The sequence below is a fragment of the Joostella atrarenae genome, assembly GCF_021764745.1.
GTDB classification, from domain to species: Bacteria; Bacteroidota; Bacteroidia; order Flavobacteriales; family Flavobacteriaceae; genus Galbibacter; species Galbibacter atrarenae.
In genome coordinates this window covers 455,052-475,278 of sequence record NZ_JAETXX010000001.1, presented here as the reverse complement: position 1 = coordinate 475,278, position 20,227 = coordinate 455,052, and the positions used below count along the sequence as shown (strand labels likewise).

Below are 20,227 nucleotides of genomic sequence, written 5' to 3'. Positions count from 1 at the left end.
TTAATTAACTATTAATTTTCTTACCTGTAAGTTCGAAATCTAAATGTCTTTTTACAAGATCTGTATTTTTCAATTTAACGAAAACTTCATCCCCTAATTGATACATATTCTTGGTACGTTCCCCTACTAAAGCATATTGCTTTTCATCAAAAACATAATAATCGTCTTTAATATCTCTTGTACGGATCATACCCTCACATTTATTGTCGATAAGTTCTACATAGATTCCCCATTCTGTAACTCCAGAAATAACACCTATAAACTCTTCGTCATAACGACCTTCCATAAATTTAATCTGCATGTATTTAATAGAATCTCGTTCGGCGCTAGTTGCAAGGTATTCCATACTCGAAGAATGTTTACATTTCTCCTCATAAGTTTCTGCATTTACAGAAGCACCGCCATCTAAATAATGCTGTAATAAACGATGCACCATAACATCGGGATACCTACGAATTGGCGATGTAAAGTGCGTATAATAATCGAAAGCTAAACCATAATGTCCAATATTATCGGTTGTATAAACTGCTTTACTCATTGTTCTAATAGTAAGCGTATCTACCAAATTCTGTTCTTTAGTACCCTGCACTTTTTCTAATAAACTATTTAAAGAGCTTGTAACAGCCTTTTTAGTTTTCATATCTATACTATATCCAAATTTAGAAATAACTCCTTGTAAAGTCATTAATTTCTCTTCATCTGGCTCATCATGTACACGGTAAACAAATGTTTTCTTCTGCTTACCTATATATTCAGCAACTTTTCTGTTGGCAAGTAACATAAACTCTTCAATAAGTTTATTGGCATCTTTTGTAGTTTTAAAGTAAACTCCAATTGGTTCACTTTCATCATTAAGTTCAAACTTAACTTCTACTTTATCAAAAGAAATAGCACCAGCAGAAAGACGTCGAGAACGCATCAGTTTGGCCATATTATCTAATGTAATAATAGCATCAGAAATATGCTGTTCTACTTCATAAGTTTCTCCAGTAAGAGAAATATCAGCAGGAACAATATTGTTTTGATTTTCTATCATTACTTGTGCCTCTTCATATGCAAAACGCCTATCAGAATAGGTTACAGTTCTTCCAAACCACTTATCTAAAACTTTAGCATCTTTACTCATTTTAAAAACTGCAGAAAAGGTAAGTTTCTCTTCATTAGGTCTTAAAGAACAAGCATTATTAGATAAAACCTCAGGAAGCATTGGCACTACTCGATCCACTAAATATACAGAAGTAGCTCGTTTATAAGCTTCTTCTTCTAGAACAGAATCCAAATCGATATAATGAGAAACATCGGCAATATGGATCCCTATTTCATAATTTCCATCTTCTAAAATTCTAAAAGATAAGGCATCATCAAAATCTTTAGCATCTTTAGGATCTATTGTAAAAGTAGGAACATCACGCATATCTCTACGCTTAGAAATTTCCTCTTTTGTAATAGAAGTATCTAACTTATTAGCATAATGTTCTACTTCTTCCGGAAAAGTATAAGGCAATCCATATTCTGCTAGAATAGCATGAATCTCGGTATCATGTTCACCTGGTTTACCTAGAACTTGTACAATTTTTCCGTTTGGAGAATCTGTATCTTTAGGCCAATCTTCAATTTCTACAATAACTTTATCACCATCTTCTGCTCCTCCAATTTTATTTTTAGGAACAAAAATATCGGTATACATTTTAAAATCTGTAGGTTTTACAAATGCAAAACTTTTCTGTAATTGAACGATTCCTACAAAAGTAGTTTTCTTACGTTCTATTACTTTAGTAATTTCCCCTTCCATCTTTTTACCACTTCTTCTACGTGGAAAAACATAAACTTCTACAACATCGCCATGAAGGGCTTTGTTTAATAGATTAAAAGGTACAAAAACATCAGAATCTAAATCGTCTGTTATAACATAGGCGTTATTTCTTCCAGTCATGTCTACCACACCTTCGTGATAGTTTTGAGAAGGTAATGCTTTATATTTTCCTCTTTCTACTTCTTCAATTCTTTTTTTATCTTTTAACTGCCCTAGTTTTTTAATCAATAAGTTTCTGCCTTCGGTATCTTTAATATCCAATTTAGCAGCTATTTGTTTATAGTTAAAACTCTGATCTCTATTACTTTCTAGTACAGTAAAGATCCCTTTTGTAAGTTCATTTTTTTTATGCTTTAGGGCTCTTTTTTTCTTTTTCGTCATAAATATTAATTCTTCAAGTAAAGTACAAATTATTATAGTAGTACTCTAATTAATTTTAAAAGTTAAAGTTTTATTAAATATTGTGTAACAATACTACTTTTGCGTCGTCTATATAAATAGTAATCATTCTGTTAAACATTGAAAAAATTTTATAAAATATTAATCTTCTTTATTCTTGTCTTCTTGGCAGGGATTTTGTCGTTTGCTGGTTACATCAATTATTCTTTGGAAAAAAAGGAACATTTGGAAACTGCAAGGACTATAAATGATACTTTAAATAAAGAAATTTTATAAAACTGATTACTGTTGTTAATAACGTGCTAGTTATTAATTTAAATGTATTTCTAATACTAACTAAGCTACAAAATATTAATACACCTTTTGGGATATAAATTCTATATTTTAAAAGAAAATTTTACCTATATTTAAGTCAACTACTTCTATTGATGTATTTTAAATATTAAAATTAAATAATTTTATAATGTTTGGAATCATAGTAAGGCAAGATTTAAAAAATCAATTAGCAAGTTAATTTTTATCAGAATGAAAAATTTTGTTTTAGTTGCTACATACACATATCCTCATGAATATCTTGTTCTTAAGTATTTACTTATAGATGAGGAGATACCTTTCTTTTTTGAAAATGAAACGATGATTGGTATTTCTCCCTTTTACTCTAATGCCCTCGGTGGAATTAAACTACGCGTTCATGTTGACTACGCAGACTACGTAAAAGAATTAATAAAAGAATTGGATACTCCAGATACAAACTTAAAAATAGTTTAATTAAGCGTCATCTTTTTTACTTTAAACTTTTTGTAAAATTACAATCAATTTTTTTTTCATTTTCAATATTCAGAAAAATAGATTTTCTTCTTTTTAAAAATAGAAAAACTTAAAATCAGTTTTAGTTATTAACTCTATTAACATATATATCTTTTTCTTTTTTATAAATTTAAAATTAAATGGTGACTATTATAGTGTGTTTATATGTAGCAAAACTTTATTGTAGTTTGTTAGTTGTCTTTAATTATCCCAACTTATAAAAAGCTATTAACAACTTATATTTTTATAAAGCATTGGAAAAGAACAAATTTTAAGATTTCGTTCACAGTTGTCAATAACTCAATTAACAGAGAATTTTTAATAAGTAGCACCCCAGTTTTATGTTAATAAGTGTTGATAAGTAGTTAATGAAATGTCAACTAAAAAATACATTTTCAACTTGCATAATTCAATTAATTTTACAAATTGAAACTACTTATCATATATGCAAATTTAGTTGATAGATTTCACCACATAAATATCAACAATTAGTATGTTTTTATAATTAACTGACTGTTATCTTATTATGAATTTAAGTTAACAACGGTGTTTATAATTATGAAAACTGTGGTCTTAGCAAGAATTTAAAATCAATTTATTTTTTAAAATAATGCCTAGCAGGCTTGCTGTGAGGTAGTTTACTATTTATTACCTTTGTTAATATAAAACGAAAAACATGAAAATAGCAATCGGTAACGATCACGCAGGGACTGACTATAAGTTTGCAGTTGTAAAATACTTAAAAGAAAAGAATATTGAAGTAGAAAACTTTGGTACAGACGAAGCTTCTAGTGTAGATTATCCAGATTTTGTACATCCTGTTGCAAAAGCGGTACATAATAAAGAAGTAGATTTCGGAATTCTTATCTGCGGAAGTGGAAATGGTGTTGCAATGACGGCAAATAAATACGCTGATGTTCGTGCAGGTTTATGCTGGACAAAAGAGATTGTAGCTTTAACAAGAGCACATAACAATGCTAATATTCTTTGTGTTCCTGCTCGTTTTACAGCAATACAACAAGTTATAGAAATGGTAGAAACCTTTTTAAATACTGAATTTGAAGGAGGAAGACATCAAAATAGAATTGATAAAATATCGCTACACTGTTAATAACATATAGATTTTTTTAATTCGATGAATATTGAATTAAATCGTTACTATTTATGTAGTAATATCCCGTTTTAAGATTTATTTTTCTACTGAGTTGTTGAAATAAGATAATTTCAGCAACTCAGCTATTTTACACTTCAAAAAAGGTTTAATTAACTATACTTATTTTTAAACCAAACCTTTTGCCATTCGCGTTTAAGTACTAAAAAGGTTACCTCTTCAGAAAGTTTAACGACATCACTTCCATCTAAAGATTTTATTTCATTTTCAGAAACATCTATTATGTATAAAAAATTCAAATAATCGGCAAAACGATCGTTTATAAGTATAAAAATGAGTTCATGGAGATCTCTTTTTAATTTTTCAGGAGAAATAGAACTTCCAAATTCTTCTTCCAAATTAGAAAGTTTTAAATCTTTATTTAGCTGAAAGATTAATTTATCATAAAGCTTTTCTTCAGAAGCTATTTCTAAAAGCTGATTACTGTTTATAAAATCAAATTTCATTTCTTAACGCGTGCTTCATTCTGTTTTACAAATGCATCCCAACCAGAATAACTTTTGGTTGTAGCTATTTTTCCACTGTTATAAAAATGACAAACAGCAGCTGCCAATCCATCGGTAGCATCTAAATTATCGGGTAATTTTTTTAAACTCAGTAAACTTTGTAACATTTTGGCTACCTGTTCTTTACTTGCATTTCCGCTTCCTGTAATTGCCATTTTAATTTTCTTTGGCGAATATTCTGTAATTGCAATTTGCCTGGATAATCCTGCCGCCATTGCTACTCCTTGTGCGCGACCTAATTTAAGCATCGATTGAACATTTTTACCAAAAAAAGGAGCTTCAATAGCAATTTCATCAGGATGATGTGCTTCTATAATTCCTATGGTATGTTCAAAAATTTTCTGAAGTTTTAAGTAATGATCAGTGTACTTTTTTAAAATCAATTCGTCTAATTGTATCAGTTCCATTTTTGGTCCTATACATTTAATAAGACCAAATCCCATAATTGTTGTTCCTGGGTCTATTCCTAATATAATACGTTCTTTTTTAGACAAGTTTTATTTTTTAAAATCCTAAAAGAGGATAATTTTAGTACACCACAAAGCTAGTTATTATCTATGTAAACTATTCCACTTTTAAGATAATTGGGAGCTGTATTTTCATATTTACAGGAATGTTCCTTTTTAGCGCAGGATATACACGCGGTAGCGTTTCTACGGTATGTGCAATTAGCGTATCTATTTCTGGAATTTCTTTAGAAACTCTTTTATTTTTTTTAATCTGAAGTATAGTAACATTTCCTTCTTTACCAATAAGAAGTTGTACGTTTATAGTATCGTTTAGATTTTTGTGTGTAACTAAATGATTGTTAGTTAACGTAGCTAAAAAATGATTGGTAAAAGTCTCTTGGAAGCAAATACGTTGCGTATTTCTATCGTCTGTTTCGTCGCAATTTTCAAATAGCGGGTATTGATCGACATCGTTCCAATTTATACTCTGTCGTTCCCTTTTTATAATCTCTTCTTTCGCTTCTTTTTCTGAAGTAAAAAGCTCACAAGAAACTAATAATAAGCAAAAAAGAATTACCCCAAACTTCTGCATGAAAATACTTTAAAGCCGAAAATTACAATTTTTTTAGGGTAATTGGGAAAAAATGAAGCTTTAGCTGCTATTTTTATTAATTAGCAGTAAGATGAACCTCTTCCTTTAATTCTGAAATTCTTTTTTTTGCATATTCACTATAGAATTTTTTGTTTGGAAATTTATCTATAAAATCTTCAAACAATTGAAGCCTATAACCGGCATCTTTGTAATATTTATCAGAATAAAAACAAACATTGTACAGCGTAAAATAGTTTTTATCATCTTGAGCATAAGCCTTCTTATAGTAATCTATAGCTAGTTTTATATCTTTCTCATCCAATGCTATTTGTGCCAATGCTGTGTATTCATTATTAAAATTTATTTTTTGAATAGCGATTGCTGTTTTATAATTAATTTTAGCACTATCATATTCTTTTTCGCGCCAATAAAGCTTCCCTAAACCACGATAACCGTCGGGATCACCACTATCTATTTCAATTATTTTTTTATAACACTCAAAGGCTTCATCATACTTCCAAACAAATTGGTAACATTCGGCTAAATTTTTATAGATATATGTTTTGTGTTGATTTAATTCTATTAGTTTTTCGAAATAAGGAATAGCAGGTTCCTTTTCTCCATTATTATAATAAGCCAATGCTTTAAGATTATTTAAATCAATCGAATTTGGAGTTATTTTTAAACCAATATTAGCATATTTATGAACCGAATCTAATTGCCTTTGTATTAAATGGTGTTTCCCTATTTGATAGATATTTTTAATATTTGTGCTATCTAATTTATAGCTCTCTTTAAAGAAGCTAATAGCTTGAAAAGGCTTTCCTTCAATGTCTTCCAAGAGTCCTAGTTGGTATAAGTAAAAAGGATTTGGTTTGTCGGTTGTAAATAAACTATAATATACCATTTTAGCTTTTTTAAAAGCTGAAATTTTAAAATATAACTTCCCTAATTCGTTCTGTGCAACAAATAATGTAGAATCTAATTTTATTGTTTCTAGGTATTGCTTTTCTGCTTTATCATAATTTCCTAGTGCATTATAAGCTCTTGCAATTTGTAATTGAGATGCTATTGTAGGGGTTTTAGAATATAAATTTATTGCAGATGCATAATTTCCTTTTTTATATTCATTTTCTGCAGAAGCAAAAGTTGGAGCTTGTGCCCCAACTTTTATAAAGCTAAATAGTAAAATATAAATGATGTTTTTATGCATCTTTTATTTCAATTTAAATGCAATAGGATATGCAAATGTCACTGGGCGTGCAGTCCCTGATTCATCTTTTCCAGGAATAAGAGTTGGTAAAGATTCAATAATACGTCTTGCTTCCGCATCTAAAATTTCTGATGGTGCGCGTGAGTTTGTAACACTTACAGTTCCATCTATATTAATCCTAAATAATACATATACTCTTCCTTGGATACCAGCTTCTTGTGCTTCTTGAGGATATTTAAATGTAGCTCTTACATGATTGTCTAATTTTTCTTTAAAGCAATCAAACTGTTGTTCATCAGAAACGCCATCACAATCTTTAAACATTGGTTTTACCGGGATTACTGTAAATGGAATGTCGTCATCTTCATCAAATTTACTTGCATCAAATTTACCAGAAGTGGTATAATCATTTTTTCGTGCTGTATGAGCCAATGAAAATATCTTCTTTTTTAGTTCTGGAGACAATTCTTCATCTGAACTTTCTATAGCTGCTTGTAATTCTTTAACTTGTTCTTCAATAGAAAGTTGTTTTTCTGTAACTACACTATCTTCTTCTTTTTCACAAGACGTATAAAAAAGCATACCTACAACTAATGGTATCATTAATAGATACTTGAGCTTCCATACTTTTTTAGATTTTGATTTTTGTAACATAACGATTCGTTTTTTGATTAATGAATGATTAAAAAATTGATTGATGAAGGAGATTCTTTCTGTTTTAAAAACTTCTTCTAATAACAGTTGATAATGCTCCTTTTTATTGTTCTTAACAGTTTTTGCATCGGCGATGAACTCGTGCAATTCGGTAATTCTAGCTTGGTAGATATAAATAAGTGGATTGAACCAAAATAATATTCGTAACACTTCAAAAAATAAAAGATCTAACGAATGTTTTTCTTTGATATGAACCAACTCATGCTCTATAATATGTTGATGTTCTTTCTTTAAAAGTGATTTCCCTATAAATATATTTTTAAAGAATGAAAATGCAGTATCGTCTTTATTAACAGCTATACGGGTATAATTTTTATAATATCGGGTGTCGCCTTCCTTTTTAAGAAGATAGATTTGTATTAATTTATACGAAAACCATACTAAACTTAGTAAGCTTCCACAGATCAACATCCATTGCCAAAAATTCAAGGACGGTACAAGAGAATATTCAACAACCGTTGTTGAATTATTATTTGGTGTAAGTACTATTTCAGGAAGTAAAAACACATAATTTTGAGGTACAGTGGTTTTAAAACTCTCTAATTGTATAAACGGTAAAACAATAGATAATGCCGGTGTTAGCAGTAAGTAAGCGCGATTCCAGTTAAAAAATGTTTCTTTTTTAAGGAAGAAATCATAAATAACTAAAAACAACAATTGAAATGCGATGGTTTGGATAATGTAATTCATAATTATCTATTTTTCGTTTTCCATTTCTTTTAAAATAGCCTCCATTTCTTTTAAACTGATGTCATTTTTCTTTACAAAAAATGATACCATACTTTTAAATGAACCTTGAAAATAACCATCAACCAATTTGTTGATTGATTGATTACTGTATTCTGATTTCTTGGTAAGAGGAAAATAAATATATCCCTTCCCTTCCTGTTCATGGTCAACAAAACCTTTACTTTCTAAGATTCTTACAATGGTAGAAACCGTATTATATGCCGGCTTCGGGTCTGGTAATTCTTTTATGATGGCAGCAACATTGGCACGTTCTAATTGCCATAATATGTGCATTACTTCTTCTTCTGCTTTTGTAAGTTGCTTCATTTAACTAATTTTTTAGTTGAATTATTAAAACAAATATAACTAAATATTTAGTTTAAACTAATTTTATAGTTATAAAAAATGAATCTTCTTTATTTTCGGTGTAATATGTTGTATATACTTTTAGGGAATATATAACGTTTTTATAAGCTTTATAGGAAGGGTGTAGCATTATAAAAAATGTAACAAATACTCCGTATATTAGTTTTATAAATAATAAGACTTATGGATATTTTTCTTGTCGTTATCGGATTCTTATGTGTTATAACAGGTATTCTCGGTAGCTTTTTACCTGTACTTCCAGGCGCGCCAATAAGTTGGGTTGGTCTATTACTATTATATCTTACAAAAGTAATCCCAAACGATTGGTGGATGTTGGGAATAACTCTTATTATATCCATTGCTGTTGTTATTGCCGATTATATTATCCCCGTTGCTGGTACCAAACGTTTTGGAGGAAGTAAATATGGAATGATAGGCACAACGGTTGGTCTTATTGTGTCTATAGTTTTTCCAATTCTAGGATTATTCGGAATTGTAATATGGCCTTTTGTAGGAGCTTTTATAGGAGAACTTATAAATAAAGCAGATAGTAAAACAGCACTAAAAGCAGCTTTTGGATCTTTCCTTGGCTTTTTAACAGGAACTTTTTTAAAGTTAATAGTGGCTTTAGCCTTTTTAGTAATTTTTGTAGCTAAAGTCTGGGAGTATAAAAGTGTATTGTTTTAAGTGCTAAGTAGAGAAAGTTAAACATACAGAGTATGATATTGTTTTTGACTCCACTTAGCATGACTATTATCTATTTTAACTTTTAATTGCTTTTTAAAAAACTGAATGCTTACTACTTTACAATTTCAAATAATAAAAACTGATTTATCTGCGGATTCAAGGAATTAAAATTATTATCGGAAATCAATATCAAAGTCTTATTTCCATTTGGAAGTGTTGGTCCGTAGCAAATCCCTTCGATATTATCAATTGTGTTCTCTTGTAATCCTTTTCTAATGCTTTCTAAATCGAAAGCAAGCTTTTTACTTACTGGTTTTAATCTGTTTTCAGCTAAGTTATGAGTATCCAATGTATTCTCACTCTTAGAAGCGTCTACCTCGTATATTTTAAGTCCGTTAGACTCATCTCCCCAACCTGAGGAATAGGAACGCTCCAATACTAAAAATTTCTTATCAGAAATCGCAAATAAGTCAGAAAGTCCGTTTACAGCAAAGTCTCCTTTCGGTGCTTTTTCAATCTTATCAAGCGGATATATAAATTGAAATTTAGGCTTTTCCGATTTCCAATCGTAATAGGTAATTCTTACAGGAGAATAATTCTCTTTTGTAGTTGGCTCTTCTCCATCAGTTTCTAATGGTAATTCTGTTCCTACCCAGAAACCATTATTATCTACACTCTTCGTCAATCCTTCGAAAAGACCATTATGTCGAGGTTTAGCTTCGCTTTCAGCATAAAAATAAGAAGGGATTTCATAGCTATTAACAAAGCTACCATCTACCGTAACTTTAAAAATAGAAGGGTCTCTACTAGTATTAATACTACCTTCACTAGAAACTAAAACAGCATCTTCTTCAGGATGATATAAGATAGATTCTAAATCTAAAAATGTGGTTTCAGTAAAGGGATCATCAGGTTTAAAGAAAGTAACATCAGTAAAAATAACGGTATCTATTTTCTTATTATTGATATTAATTTCAGCAGTATAAAACCTTGGATTTCTAGAGTCGTCACAAACTAAAAGATATTTGTCTTTATAATTATCAATTCCAGAGAGTCCACCAACCTCAGCATCTGCAATTACTACACTTGCAGGGAAAATATATTCATCTAAAAACTTCAATTTTGTGTCTGCAGTAGGTTTATTTTTTACTGAAGAACAACTAGCTAATAAAGCTATAAAGCAGGTAAATAAGATATTTCTTATTCTCATCATCAAATCGGTTTATTGATATTAGGCTGCAAGATAATTGAATTTGATTTATTTTTAATGATATGTAATGTGAAGAAATAAATATGAATTATAAATAATTTACTGAAAATGAATGATAAAAATAATGATGAAAAGGCATTAATTACGGTGGAAGCTTATTTTGATGCTTTGCCTAAAGAAACCAAGCAAGTCCTAAGAGAATTAAGGGAATGTATTTTAGAAGTTGCACCAGATGCTACAGAATTAATAAATTATAATATTCCAGCCTATGCATTGATAAAGGGAGGTAAAAGAGAACAGCAAATTATGATTGCAGGCTATAAAAATCATGTAGGATTGTATCCTCATCCAACAACAATGGAAAAATTTGATTCCGCATTAATCGGATTTAAAAAAGGAAAAGGCTCTGTGCAGTTCCCTATAAATAAACCACTGCCAAAAACACTAATTAAAGAAATGATTAGCTACCGAATGAATTTATTAAAAGACTAAAATTAATAACGAATAAAGCTTTTTGATATTTGTTTATCCAGCTACGTTATTAGGATTGTAACCCATGTATGGAACATCTTTTTCAATGAACTTAATATCGTGATTTTCTAATTCTGATAAAACAGGCTCATAAATATCCTTATGAATAGGAATTACAACTCCAGTTGCAGTAATCTCTTTATTTAAAATTTTTAATGCTGCGATTCCTAGTGGTAATCCTACAGTTTTTGACATAGCTGTATACGTTTTGTCTTTACCAATAGTAACCATACTCGAATCTATTTGATGCTTTTTACCATCTAAAATATATCCGAATTTATGATACATTACAATCATATCTTTATCGGTTTCATCGAGTAACCAATGATCCTCTAAGATCTTTTGTAATGCTTGAGCAGGCGTTGCATTTTTTATTCCTATCTTTTTTGTATCATCAAATAAATCGAGCTCCATTAATTTATCCCACATAATATCATCTTGATCTATCTTTAAGTAATGGCGCAGTTTCAATTCCACCGCATCGGTAGGTGAATATGGTAAAAAGGAATTTACAAATTGACGATAAGACATGTTTTCAGACTCTTTAATAGTGAAAGTATCGTCTGTCATCCCTAATTGAACAAACATATTCCAAGCTTTAGAAAAACCAACTCTACGGATGGTTCCACGGTATAATGTTAACACATCATCTAGGCCATAAGCAGTTCTATATTTTAAAGAATCTCGGTTTGCATAGCCTTCAAACTTTCCATAACCCTCAATCTCTAAAAATTCTGTTCTCCTAAAAAGTTTATGATATGGTATGTATTTATAATTCCCTTCTTGGATAAACATAGCTGCACCGCCCTGCCCTGCTACAACAACATTACGAGGGTTCCAAGTAAACTTATAATTCCATAAATTGGTGTCGCTTTCTGGAGCTACTAATCCGCCAGTAAAAGATTCAAACAATATTACCTTGCCACCTTTGTTTCTAATATTATCTAGCACTTTCATGGCACTCATATGATCTATCCCTGGATCTACCCCTATTTCATTTAAAAAAATAAGTCCTTTCTTTTTTACCTCATCATCCAAAGCTTCCATTTCTTTACTTACATAAGAAGCTGTAACCATATTTTTATCATACAATAAACAGTCTTTAGCAACTTCTATATGATATCTTGCCGGCAGCATAGAGATTACCAAGTCTGCTTTTTTTATAGCATTTTTCCTTTCCTCTTCGTTAAAAATATCTAATTTTATGGCAGTGCAATTGGGCTGTTCTTTAAGCAAGCTTTTAGCATTGTCTAAATTGATGTCCCCCACTAGAATATGTAGCTTTTCCGTATTTGCTTTTTCAATTAAAAACTTAAGCAAATAGGAAGTTGATTTTCCAGCACCGATTAATAAGATAGTACGCATAAGAGAATTATATATAATTATTTCACACTAATGTATTAAAATGTTATAAGTATAACAATTAAATAACTAAAGAATTATGAATAAGGGATTATTAGTTGCAGGAGCAGTATTAGGATGTTTAGCAGTGATATTAGGTGCTTTTGGAGCTCATGCGTTGAAAAATGCGTTAGATGCTGAAGCAATAAAAACGTTTGAAACAGGTGTAAAATACCAAATGTACCACGCGTTACTTCTTCTATTTGTTGGAGGGAGCTCTTTTTTAAGTAATGGTACAAAAAACACCATCCTCTATCTTGTTGTAATAGGAATTATTTTATTTTCAGGTTCTATATATGGATTGGCAACCAATGCATTAACTTCTTTCGATTTTAAAAAGATAGGTTTTGTTACTCCAATTGGTGGAACACTGCTTATTATCTCTTGGGGAATTTTAATCTTTAAATTCATCCGCCTTAAGATTAATTGATACTTTTTTGATAAACGTTAAGTAAAATTTTGCTTTAGCGTTAAATATGCTCATAAATTGATAAAAAACTCTAAACTCAAACGTTGTAGTTGGATATTTTTTTTACATTTGTGCTAGCTACTAACAACAATACAATAAAATGACGGTGGACAAAACACTTGTTACGCAAACGATTTCGTTAAAAAAGTACGGAATTCTAAATGCCAAGGTTAATTATCAATTAAGTCCTGAAGAATTGCACGCCATCACTTTAGAAAAAGGGATGGGGAAAGAAGCCTCTTCTGGAGCTTTAGCTATTAATACTGGTAAATTTACAGGACGATCTCCTAAAGATCGATTTATTGTAAAAGATGACATTACAAATGATAAAGTATGGTGGGGAGATATAAATCTACCTTTTGATGCTGATAAATTTGACGCCCTTCAAGAAAAAGTTACCAATTACTTATCGGAAAAGGAACTTTATGTTCGCGATTGCTACGCTTGTGCAGAAGAGAATTACAAGCTAAATATTCGTGTTATCAATGAATATCCATGGAGCAATCTATTTGCTTATAATATGTTTCTACGACCTAAAAATAGCGAGTTAGAAAACTTTAATGCAGAATGGACAGTTATCAATGCGCCTGGATTTAAAGCAGATCCTGCTACTGATGGAACAAGACAAGAGAATTTTGCTATTCTTAATTTCACAAAGAAAGTTGTTCTTATTGGAGGAACTGGTTATACTGGTGAGATTAAAAAAGGGATTTTTTCAGCTTTAAACTTCCTACTTCCTGTATATCAAAACACCTTACCAATGCACTGTAGTGCAAATGTAGGGCCAGAAGGAGATACTTCTATTTTCTTTGGTCTTTCTGGTACGGGTAAAACTACACTTTCAGCAGATCCTAAGCGTAAACTTATAGGAGATGATGAGCATGGATGGACAAAAAATGATAGTGTATTTAATTTCGAAGGAGGTTGTTACGCTAAAGTAATCAATCTATCAGAAGAAAATGAGCCAGATATTTATGGCGCTATTAAGAAAGGAGCACTTCTAGAAAATGTTATTTTAGATGCAAATGGGGAAGTTGATTTTAATGATACTTCAATTACTCAAAATACAAGAGTTAGTTACCCAATAAATCATATTAAAAACATACAGAAACCATCTGTAGGAACTACTCCTAAGAATATATTTTTCTTAACTGCTGATGCATTTGGAGTTTTACCTCCAATAGCTAAGTTAACACCCGGTCAAGCAGCTTATCATTTTATTTCTGGATATACAGCAAAAGTAGCTGGTACAGAAGCAGGAGTTAATGAGCCAGTGCCATCGTTTTCTGCGTGTTTTGGAGCGCCTTTTATGCCATTACACCCAACAGCCTATGCTGAGATGCTAAGTGAGAAAATGAAGGAGTCTAATGTAAATGTATGGCTAATTAATACAGGTTGGACTGGCGGTCCTTATGGTGTAGGAAAGCGTATGGCTTTAAAATATACGCGCGCAATGATTACTGCCGCAATGAACAACGAATTAGGAGAGATAAATAAAGAGAATTATCATATTCACTCGGTATTTGGTTTAGCACAGCCTAGGACTTGTCCTAATGTGCCAGATGAAATATTGAGTTCAAGAAAAACATGGAATAATGATGTGGGTTATTATGAAAAAGCACATCAGTTAGCAGCAGCTTTTAAAGATAACTTTAAAAAGTATGCGTCTTATGCTAATAAAGAGACAAAGGACGGCGGTCCTTTGGTTTGATATTATTTTATAGGAAGGGAAACCTTTCGAAGCTTGCCAAATAGTTAGTAAAAAAGCCTCTGGATTTCCAGAGGCTTTTTGTTTATTGGTATGTAAAATACGTTTTACTTCTTATTAGCTTTAGCAATGTATTTTTCTAAAGCCATGGTCATAGAAGGTGTCTCCGGAGTTGGAGCTTCTATATCGATTCTTAAACCTGCTTCTGTAGCAGCTTTTACAGTTGTGTTTCCAAAAACTGCAATTCTAGTATCGTTTTGTTCGAAATCTGGAAAATTCTTTAATAAAGATTCTATTCCAGAAGGACTAAAGAAAACTAGAATGTCATAATAAACATCTCTAAGATCAGAAAGGTCGCTTATTACAGTTCTGTAAAGAATTGCACGCTTCCAATCTACTTTTAGTTCGTTTAATGTTTCAGGAATTAATGGTTTTAATACGTCTGAAGAAGGCAATAAAAACTTTTCGTCTTTATACTTCTTAATAATAGGCGCTAATTCCTGAAAAGTACGTTTACCAACATAAATCTTACGCTTTCTGTATACAACATATTTTTGCAAATAGTATGCAACAGCTTCCGATTGGCAAAAATACTTCATCGAATCTGGGACTTTAAATCGCATTTCATCAGCAATTCTAAAGAAATTATCCACAGCATTTCTACTGGTCAAAACAATAGCTGTAAACTGTGCTAAGTCAATTTTTTGCTGTCTTACTTCTTTTGCATTTACTCCCTCTACATGAATAAAAGGTCTAAAATCAACCTTTATTTTTTGCTTTTCAACCAGCCTTAAGTAAGGAGAATTTTCCACTTTTGGCTCTGGTTGTGAAACTAAAATTGTCTTAACTTTCATAAATATCCGTTAGTTTGAAGCCTTATCAATAAAATAAAATTTTATTAGTATCAAATAAGGGGCTATTTCTAGCGTGCAAAGATACAAAATAAAATAAAATAAATATTTTCCTATTAATTTTTGATGATTTCTTAATATAAGGACTGTAGAAATAAGATTCAACGAAAGAAAAACAGCTATTATTAAAAAAAACATAATGTTACCTCTTAAATCACTGTAAATGAATAAACTAATTAAAGGCAGTAAAATTAAGGAACATAGATTTCTGTACGTAACTTTATGAAAATGGAAGCTTTCAACAAATGGAATAATATCAAAAATTGCTGCGATAATTTTCTCTACATAAAATTTAAAAAGTACGAATAGAAAAAGAAACGGTAATATCAACATTGGGTTCAATGTGAATGGTATTTTTAAGTAATCTATAGTAATCCAAACAATTAGAGAAAAGCATACAAGTTGTGGGATAAACAAAAAGAAATTAAAAACACTGGTAGATTGATTGGGTTCTTTACTATAAATTTTTAAGTACTTGTAATTAACAAATAGCAATATAAACGCTTGAAACTTCTGCTCATTAATAAACTTAGCAATTGATAAACTCAATAGTGCAGAAAAAAGCAATATCGTTTCTGTAGTATGAAAATTGGTATGTCTTAAAACTTCGTTCACTACTTATCTAGCTTTATCATTTCCCCTTGAAATCCAGCATATGCTCCGTTATTAATAATTCCCATTCTAAAATATGTAACTGGTGGAATTGTAACTGTATCTGGAATTTTTATATTGAGAGTTACTGTTTCATCATGTTTTATAGCTTCTGAAGAGGTTTCTACTAGTAACGGAAACTTCTTAATATCTCTTTTATATTTATCATAAAACACGGCTGCATATTTCAATGAATCAGTTGGAATAGTTTCTTTATAAGGGTTATATAATTCAGCAGAAAAATGTAACGGAATCTTATTATTAAAAGTATTTTGAGGAATTACAATCTTCATTTTTTTATAAGTTTTAAGATTGTCTATAAAAGTACCTCGAATTTTATGTTCTTTAAACTCTCTAATTACAGAGATTGTAGAATCTATTAAATATTTATGATTTCCAGTAAGATATGCTACTCTCTTTCCTCGTACTTTAAATTCTGAACTATCTAAATCAAATTGATTTTGTCTAGCATCTAAGTCATTAGAAGAAAAAACAGTTGCTCCGTCAGAATAAAAACCATACATACCGGCGTCTCTATAAGAATTATGGAAAACTACAGGAACATTACCCACTTTGTCTTTTAATTCTGTAACCCAGTCTTTATTTCCATAAGATTCATATTTAAGTGGAGATATTGGCTGATAAATAAGCGCAATTCTTAAATAAGATATTAATACTAAAGAGAAAATACTAATTCTAAAAAGCCATATTCTGTATTTAGTATGCATATAAGCATATCTTAGAGAAAAAATAATTAATGGAATTACCATTAAAATTACCCATTGTGCTTGTGTTTTTCTAGAAAAACTTGAAAAAAGGAAAAATATAAAAACGCCATATCCTAAAAACTTCAAGGCGCTATCAAACTTATTTTTAGAAGAAAATTTATAAAAGGCCCAATACATAAGTGGAAATCCTAATCCAGCAACTGCAATACAGTTTACTAAATAATTTGTTGTAAACTTAATTCTGTAAGCGCTATTAGCACGTTCAAATAAATGATACTTTAGAGGAGCGTAATCTACTTCATAAAGCCATAATAAATGAGGTGTATAAAGTAATAAAGAAACGATTACTGCTAACCAGAATTTTCCTTTTTTTAAGATGGCAAGATTAGAGATAAATACAAAACCAATAAGGAGAATCCCATGATATTTACAATACATTACTCCGGCCATACTAATACCTAAAACAAGAACAGAAAGAAGATCTTCCTTAGTAAGAAAACGTTTATAAGCCCATAAAAAAAGTAAGCTAAAAGAAAGTAAAGCCGTATCAGGAAGGATCATAAATCCGTAGGCTGTCATTAAACCAACGCTACTTACAAAAGCTATGTAAAGCCACGTATATTTATATTTTTTGTCTGTATCTATTAACAACCACAATAAAATCACATTAGCAGCATATAAAAATGGAGATGCCAATCTAACTCCGAGTTCACCATCAAAAATATGAGTTCCAATATTCACTAATAGTGCAACCATTGGAGGATGATCAAAATAACCCCAACTTAAGTTTTGAGCGAAATACCAATAGTAAGCTTCATCGAATATTAAACCTGTATATGCACTTTGAACAAGGTTAATAAGCGTAACTATTAATACAAAAGCAAAGATTATTTTATTTGAAAGTGCCTTATCAATCATAACAATTTTCTAGATATAGGTAAAAATACGTAATTATAAAGCTGCAAAAATCCTTAAAATCAGCTTAAAAAACTAAAAGATATCGCAAATACTTTTTATTAAATGCTATTTTTGTGTCTTGAAGAAAGAGAACATGCAATCAGATAGTTTAGTAATTATCCCTACATATAACGAGATTGAAAATATAGAGGCTATAATTACCGCTGTATTTGAGCTTAAAAAATCTTTTCATTTACTTGTTGTAGATGATAATTCTCCTGATGGTACTTCCCAAAAGGTAGAAGAATTACAAAGTAAATATCCAGGTATTTTACATCTGGAGGTACGAAAAGAAAAATCTGGCTTGGGTACGGCTTATATCCATGGCTTTAAATGGGCATTAAAGCACCATTATGAATATATTTTTGAAATGGATGCAGATTTCTCTCATAATCCGCGGGATCTTATTCGTATTTACAATGCATGTGTTAGTGAAAAAGCCAGTGTAGCCATTGGTTCACGCTATGTAAATGGAGTAAATGTTGTAAACTGGCCGCTACGAAGAATATTACTTTCTTATGGAGCGTCTGTTTATGTAAAACTGATTACAGGAATGAAAATTCATGATCCTACTGCTGGATTTATGTGTTATAAGCGAGAAGTTATCGAGAAAATCGATTTAGATAATATAAAATTTATTGGGTATGCTTTTCAGATTGAAATGAAATTTAAAGCCCATAGACATAAGTTTAAAATGATAGAAGTGCCTATTATTTTTAAAGACCGAACGCTTGGAAAATCTAAGATGAACGGAAAAATTATTAACGAAGCTGTTTTTGGTGTCCTTTCATTAAAATGGAACAGCCTTTTTAATAAATCCGCTTAATCCAAGTATCAGAAATAATAAAAATAGCTACTACTAAGTAAAAAATAAGAAATGCAAAGAACTATTATAAAAAACGCCACTATTGTAAACGAATTTCAAGTATTTGAAGGAGATGTATTGATTGAAGGGGAGTTTATAAAAAAAATAGGAAAAGACCTTTCTGCTGAAAATGCAACGGTTATCGATGCAAAAGGGAAACTCTTAATGCCTGGAATAATAGACGACCAAGTGCATTTTAGAGAACCTGGTCTTACACATAAAGGAAATATTGCTTCAGAAAGTAGAGCCGCGATTGCTGGAGGTGTAACTACTTTTGTAGAACAACCAAATACCAATCCGCAGACGGTTACTATTGAAAAGTTAGAAGAAAAAATGGAGATAGGAAAGCAGACTTCCTTTGCTAATTACTCTTTTATGTTTGGTGGTACGAATGATAATTTAGAAGAACTTAAAAGGCTAGATAAAAATGCATGTGCTGGAGTTAAACTTTTTCTAGGGTCTTCTACAGGAAATATGTTGGTAGATAATGAAGAGGTTATCGAAAAGATTTTTTCTAATACTGAACTTGTTATTTCTGCCCATTGTGAGGATGAAACAACTATAAAAAACAACTTAGAAAAATATAAAGCAGAATTTGGCGATGATATTCCTTTAAAATACCATCCTATAATTCGTAGTGAAGAGGCTTGTTATTTATCTTCATCAAGAGCAATCGAATTAGCTAAAAAAACAAATGCACGCTTACATGTATTTCATGTTTCTACAGCAAAGGAAACAAATCTCTTCAGAAATGATATTCCATTAGAAGAAAAAAGAATTACTGCGGAAGTTTGTACACATCACCTTTGGTTTTCTGATGTTGATTATGCTGAAAAAGGAACGTTTATAAAGTGGAATCCAGCAGTTAAAACAGCGGCAGATAGAGATGGCCTTTGGGAGGCTTTATTAGATGATCGTATTGATGTTTTAGCAACCGACCATGCGCCACATACTTTAGAAGAAAAACAAAACATATATACCAATGCTCCTTCTGGCGGGCCTTTGGTTCAACATACGTTAGCAGCACTTTTAGAAAAAGTAAAAGAAGGTAAAATATCTTTGGAAAAACTGATTCAGAAAATGTGTCATAATCCTGCTATTCTTTTTAATGTTGAAAAAAGAGGATATATAAGAGAAGGCTATTATGCAGATTTAGTTTTGGTTGATAGAAATAGTAATTGGACTGTAAATAAAGATAATATCCTTTACAAATGTGGATGGTCTCCTTTTGAAGGTACTACTTTTAGTGCGCAAGTAACACATACATTTGTAAATGGTAATTTAGCGTACCAAAACGGAAAAATATCCGATAAAAGAAATGTAAAGAGGTTAACTTTTAATAGAGCTTAA

The 20,227-nt window shown here is 30.7% G+C and carries 20 protein-coding genes; 8 read left to right on the top strand and 12 right to left on the bottom strand.

Annotated elements, in window-relative coordinates; genetic code table 11:
- Positions 1-4: 4 nt before the first annotated feature.
- Positions 5-2,194 carry a ribonuclease R gene (rnr, locus tag JM658_RS02105; protein ID WP_236957572.1) on the bottom strand — a complete coding sequence of 730 codons (2,190 nt, stop codon included), beginning with the start codon at positions 2,192-2,194 and terminating at the stop codon, positions 5-7.
- Between the two features lie 543 nt (positions 2,195-2,737).
- Between rnr and JM658_RS02100 the strand changes: the two genes are divergently transcribed.
- Complete coding sequence (locus JM658_RS02100; protein WP_236957571.1) at positions 2,738-2,980, top strand: DUF2007 domain-containing protein; 243 nt, start codon at positions 2,738-2,740, stop codon at positions 2,978-2,980.
- A gap of 715 nt (positions 2,981-3,695) precedes the next feature.
- On the top strand, positions 3,696-4,130 hold the full coding sequence (gene rpiB, locus JM658_RS02095; protein WP_236957570.1) for a ribose 5-phosphate isomerase B: 435 nt from the start codon (positions 3,696-3,698) through the stop codon (positions 4,128-4,130).
- Positions 4,131-4,282: 152 nt separating this feature from the next.
- On the opposite strand, the gene JM658_RS02090 is transcribed toward rpiB, so the two are convergent.
- The 6 genes from JM658_RS02090 to JM658_RS02065 form a co-directional block, all read right to left on the bottom strand.
- Positions 4,283-4,636, bottom strand: a complete 354-nt coding sequence (locus JM658_RS02090) for a hypothetical protein (RefSeq protein ID WP_236957569.1) — start codon at positions 4,634-4,636, stop codon at positions 4,283-4,285.
- Positions 4,633-5,190, bottom strand: a complete 558-nt coding sequence (gene ruvC, locus JM658_RS02085; protein ID WP_262911714.1) for a crossover junction endodeoxyribonuclease RuvC — start codon at positions 5,188-5,190, stop codon at positions 4,633-4,635. Before ruvC ends, JM658_RS02090 begins: the two co-directional genes overlap by 4 nt.
- Positions 5,191-5,260: 70 nt before the next feature.
- Positions 5,261-5,737, bottom strand: a complete 477-nt coding sequence (locus JM658_RS02080; protein ID WP_236957568.1) for a hypothetical protein — start codon at positions 5,735-5,737, stop codon at positions 5,261-5,263.
- Between the two features lie 76 nt (positions 5,738-5,813).
- A complete protein-coding gene (locus JM658_RS02075; protein ID WP_236957567.1) occupies positions 5,814-6,950 on the bottom strand; it encodes a tetratricopeptide repeat protein in 1,137 nt (378 codons plus the stop codon).
- A 3-nt stretch (positions 6,951-6,953) separates the two neighbouring features.
- A complete protein-coding gene (locus tag JM658_RS02070) occupies positions 6,954-8,354 on the bottom strand; it encodes a M56 family metallopeptidase (protein ID WP_236957566.1) in 1,401 nt (466 codons plus the stop codon).
- A gap of 6 nt (positions 8,355-8,360) precedes the next feature.
- Positions 8,361-8,720 carry a BlaI/MecI/CopY family transcriptional regulator gene (locus JM658_RS02065; RefSeq protein WP_236957565.1) on the bottom strand — a complete coding sequence of 120 codons (360 nt, stop codon included), beginning with the start codon at positions 8,718-8,720 and terminating at the stop codon, positions 8,361-8,363.
- Between the two features lie 222 nt (positions 8,721-8,942).
- On the opposite strand from JM658_RS02065, the gene JM658_RS02060 reads away from it, so the two are divergent.
- Positions 8,943-9,446 (top strand): DUF456 domain-containing protein, encoded by a 504-nt coding sequence (locus JM658_RS02060; protein ID WP_236957564.1) that lies wholly within the window; start codon positions 8,943-8,945, stop codon positions 9,444-9,446.
- A gap of 112 nt (positions 9,447-9,558) precedes the next feature.
- Here JM658_RS02060 and JM658_RS02055 read toward each other — a convergent pair whose 3' ends face one another.
- Positions 9,559-10,659 carry an esterase-like activity of phytase family protein gene (locus JM658_RS02055; protein ID WP_236957563.1) on the bottom strand — a complete coding sequence of 367 codons (1,101 nt, stop codon included), beginning with the start codon at positions 10,657-10,659 and terminating at the stop codon, positions 9,559-9,561.
- Between the two features lie 105 nt (positions 10,660-10,764).
- On the opposite strand from JM658_RS02055, the gene JM658_RS02050 reads away from it, so the two are divergent.
- Positions 10,765-11,148, top strand: a complete 384-nt coding sequence (locus JM658_RS02050) for an iron chaperone (RefSeq protein ID WP_236957562.1) — start codon at positions 10,765-10,767, stop codon at positions 11,146-11,148.
- Between the two features lie 33 nt (positions 11,149-11,181).
- Here the strand turns inward: JM658_RS02050 and JM658_RS02045 are convergent, their stop codons facing one another.
- Positions 11,182-12,552, bottom strand: coding sequence for a saccharopine dehydrogenase family protein (locus JM658_RS02045; RefSeq protein ID WP_236957561.1), 1,371 nt, complete (start codon positions 12,550-12,552; stop codon positions 11,182-11,184).
- Between the two features lie 76 nt (positions 12,553-12,628).
- Here JM658_RS02045 and JM658_RS02040 point away from each other — a divergent pair, with 76 nt between their 5' ends.
- Both JM658_RS02040 and pckA read left to right on the top strand, forming a co-directional pair.
- Positions 12,629-13,018, top strand: coding sequence for a DUF423 domain-containing protein (locus JM658_RS02040; RefSeq protein ID WP_236957560.1), 390 nt, complete (start codon positions 12,629-12,631; stop codon positions 13,016-13,018).
- Between the two features lie 139 nt (positions 13,019-13,157).
- Entirely contained in the window at positions 13,158-14,768 is a 1,611-nt protein-coding gene (gene pckA, locus JM658_RS02035) for a phosphoenolpyruvate carboxykinase (ATP) (protein ID WP_236957559.1), read from the top strand.
- Between the two features lie 104 nt (positions 14,769-14,872).
- On the opposite strand, the gene JM658_RS02030 is transcribed toward pckA, so the two are convergent.
- The 3 genes from JM658_RS02030 to JM658_RS02020 are packed head-to-tail and all read right to left on the bottom strand — an operon-like array spanning position 14,873 to position 17,973.
- Positions 14,873-15,619, bottom strand: coding sequence for a uroporphyrinogen-III synthase (locus JM658_RS02030; RefSeq protein WP_236957558.1), 747 nt, complete (start codon positions 15,617-15,619; stop codon positions 14,873-14,875).
- Positions 15,620-15,628: 9 nt separating this feature from the next.
- Complete coding sequence (locus JM658_RS02025) at positions 15,629-16,291, bottom strand: DUF4271 domain-containing protein (protein ID WP_236957557.1); 663 nt, start codon at positions 16,289-16,291, stop codon at positions 15,629-15,631.
- Positions 16,291-17,973 carry an ArnT family glycosyltransferase gene (locus tag JM658_RS02020; RefSeq protein WP_236957556.1) on the bottom strand — a complete coding sequence of 561 codons (1,683 nt, stop codon included), beginning with the start codon at positions 17,971-17,973 and terminating at the stop codon, positions 16,291-16,293. The genes JM658_RS02025 and JM658_RS02020 overlap by 1 nt, the downstream gene beginning before the upstream one ends.
- Positions 17,974-18,106: 133 nt before the next feature.
- Between JM658_RS02020 and JM658_RS02015 the strand changes: the two genes are divergently transcribed.
- Positions 18,107-18,838, top strand: coding sequence for a polyprenol monophosphomannose synthase (locus JM658_RS02015; protein WP_236958055.1), 732 nt, complete (start codon positions 18,107-18,109; stop codon positions 18,836-18,838).
- Between the two features lie 51 nt (positions 18,839-18,889).
- Positions 18,890-20,227, top strand: a complete 1,338-nt coding sequence (locus JM658_RS02010) for a dihydroorotase (protein ID WP_236957555.1) — start codon at positions 18,890-18,892, stop codon at positions 20,225-20,227.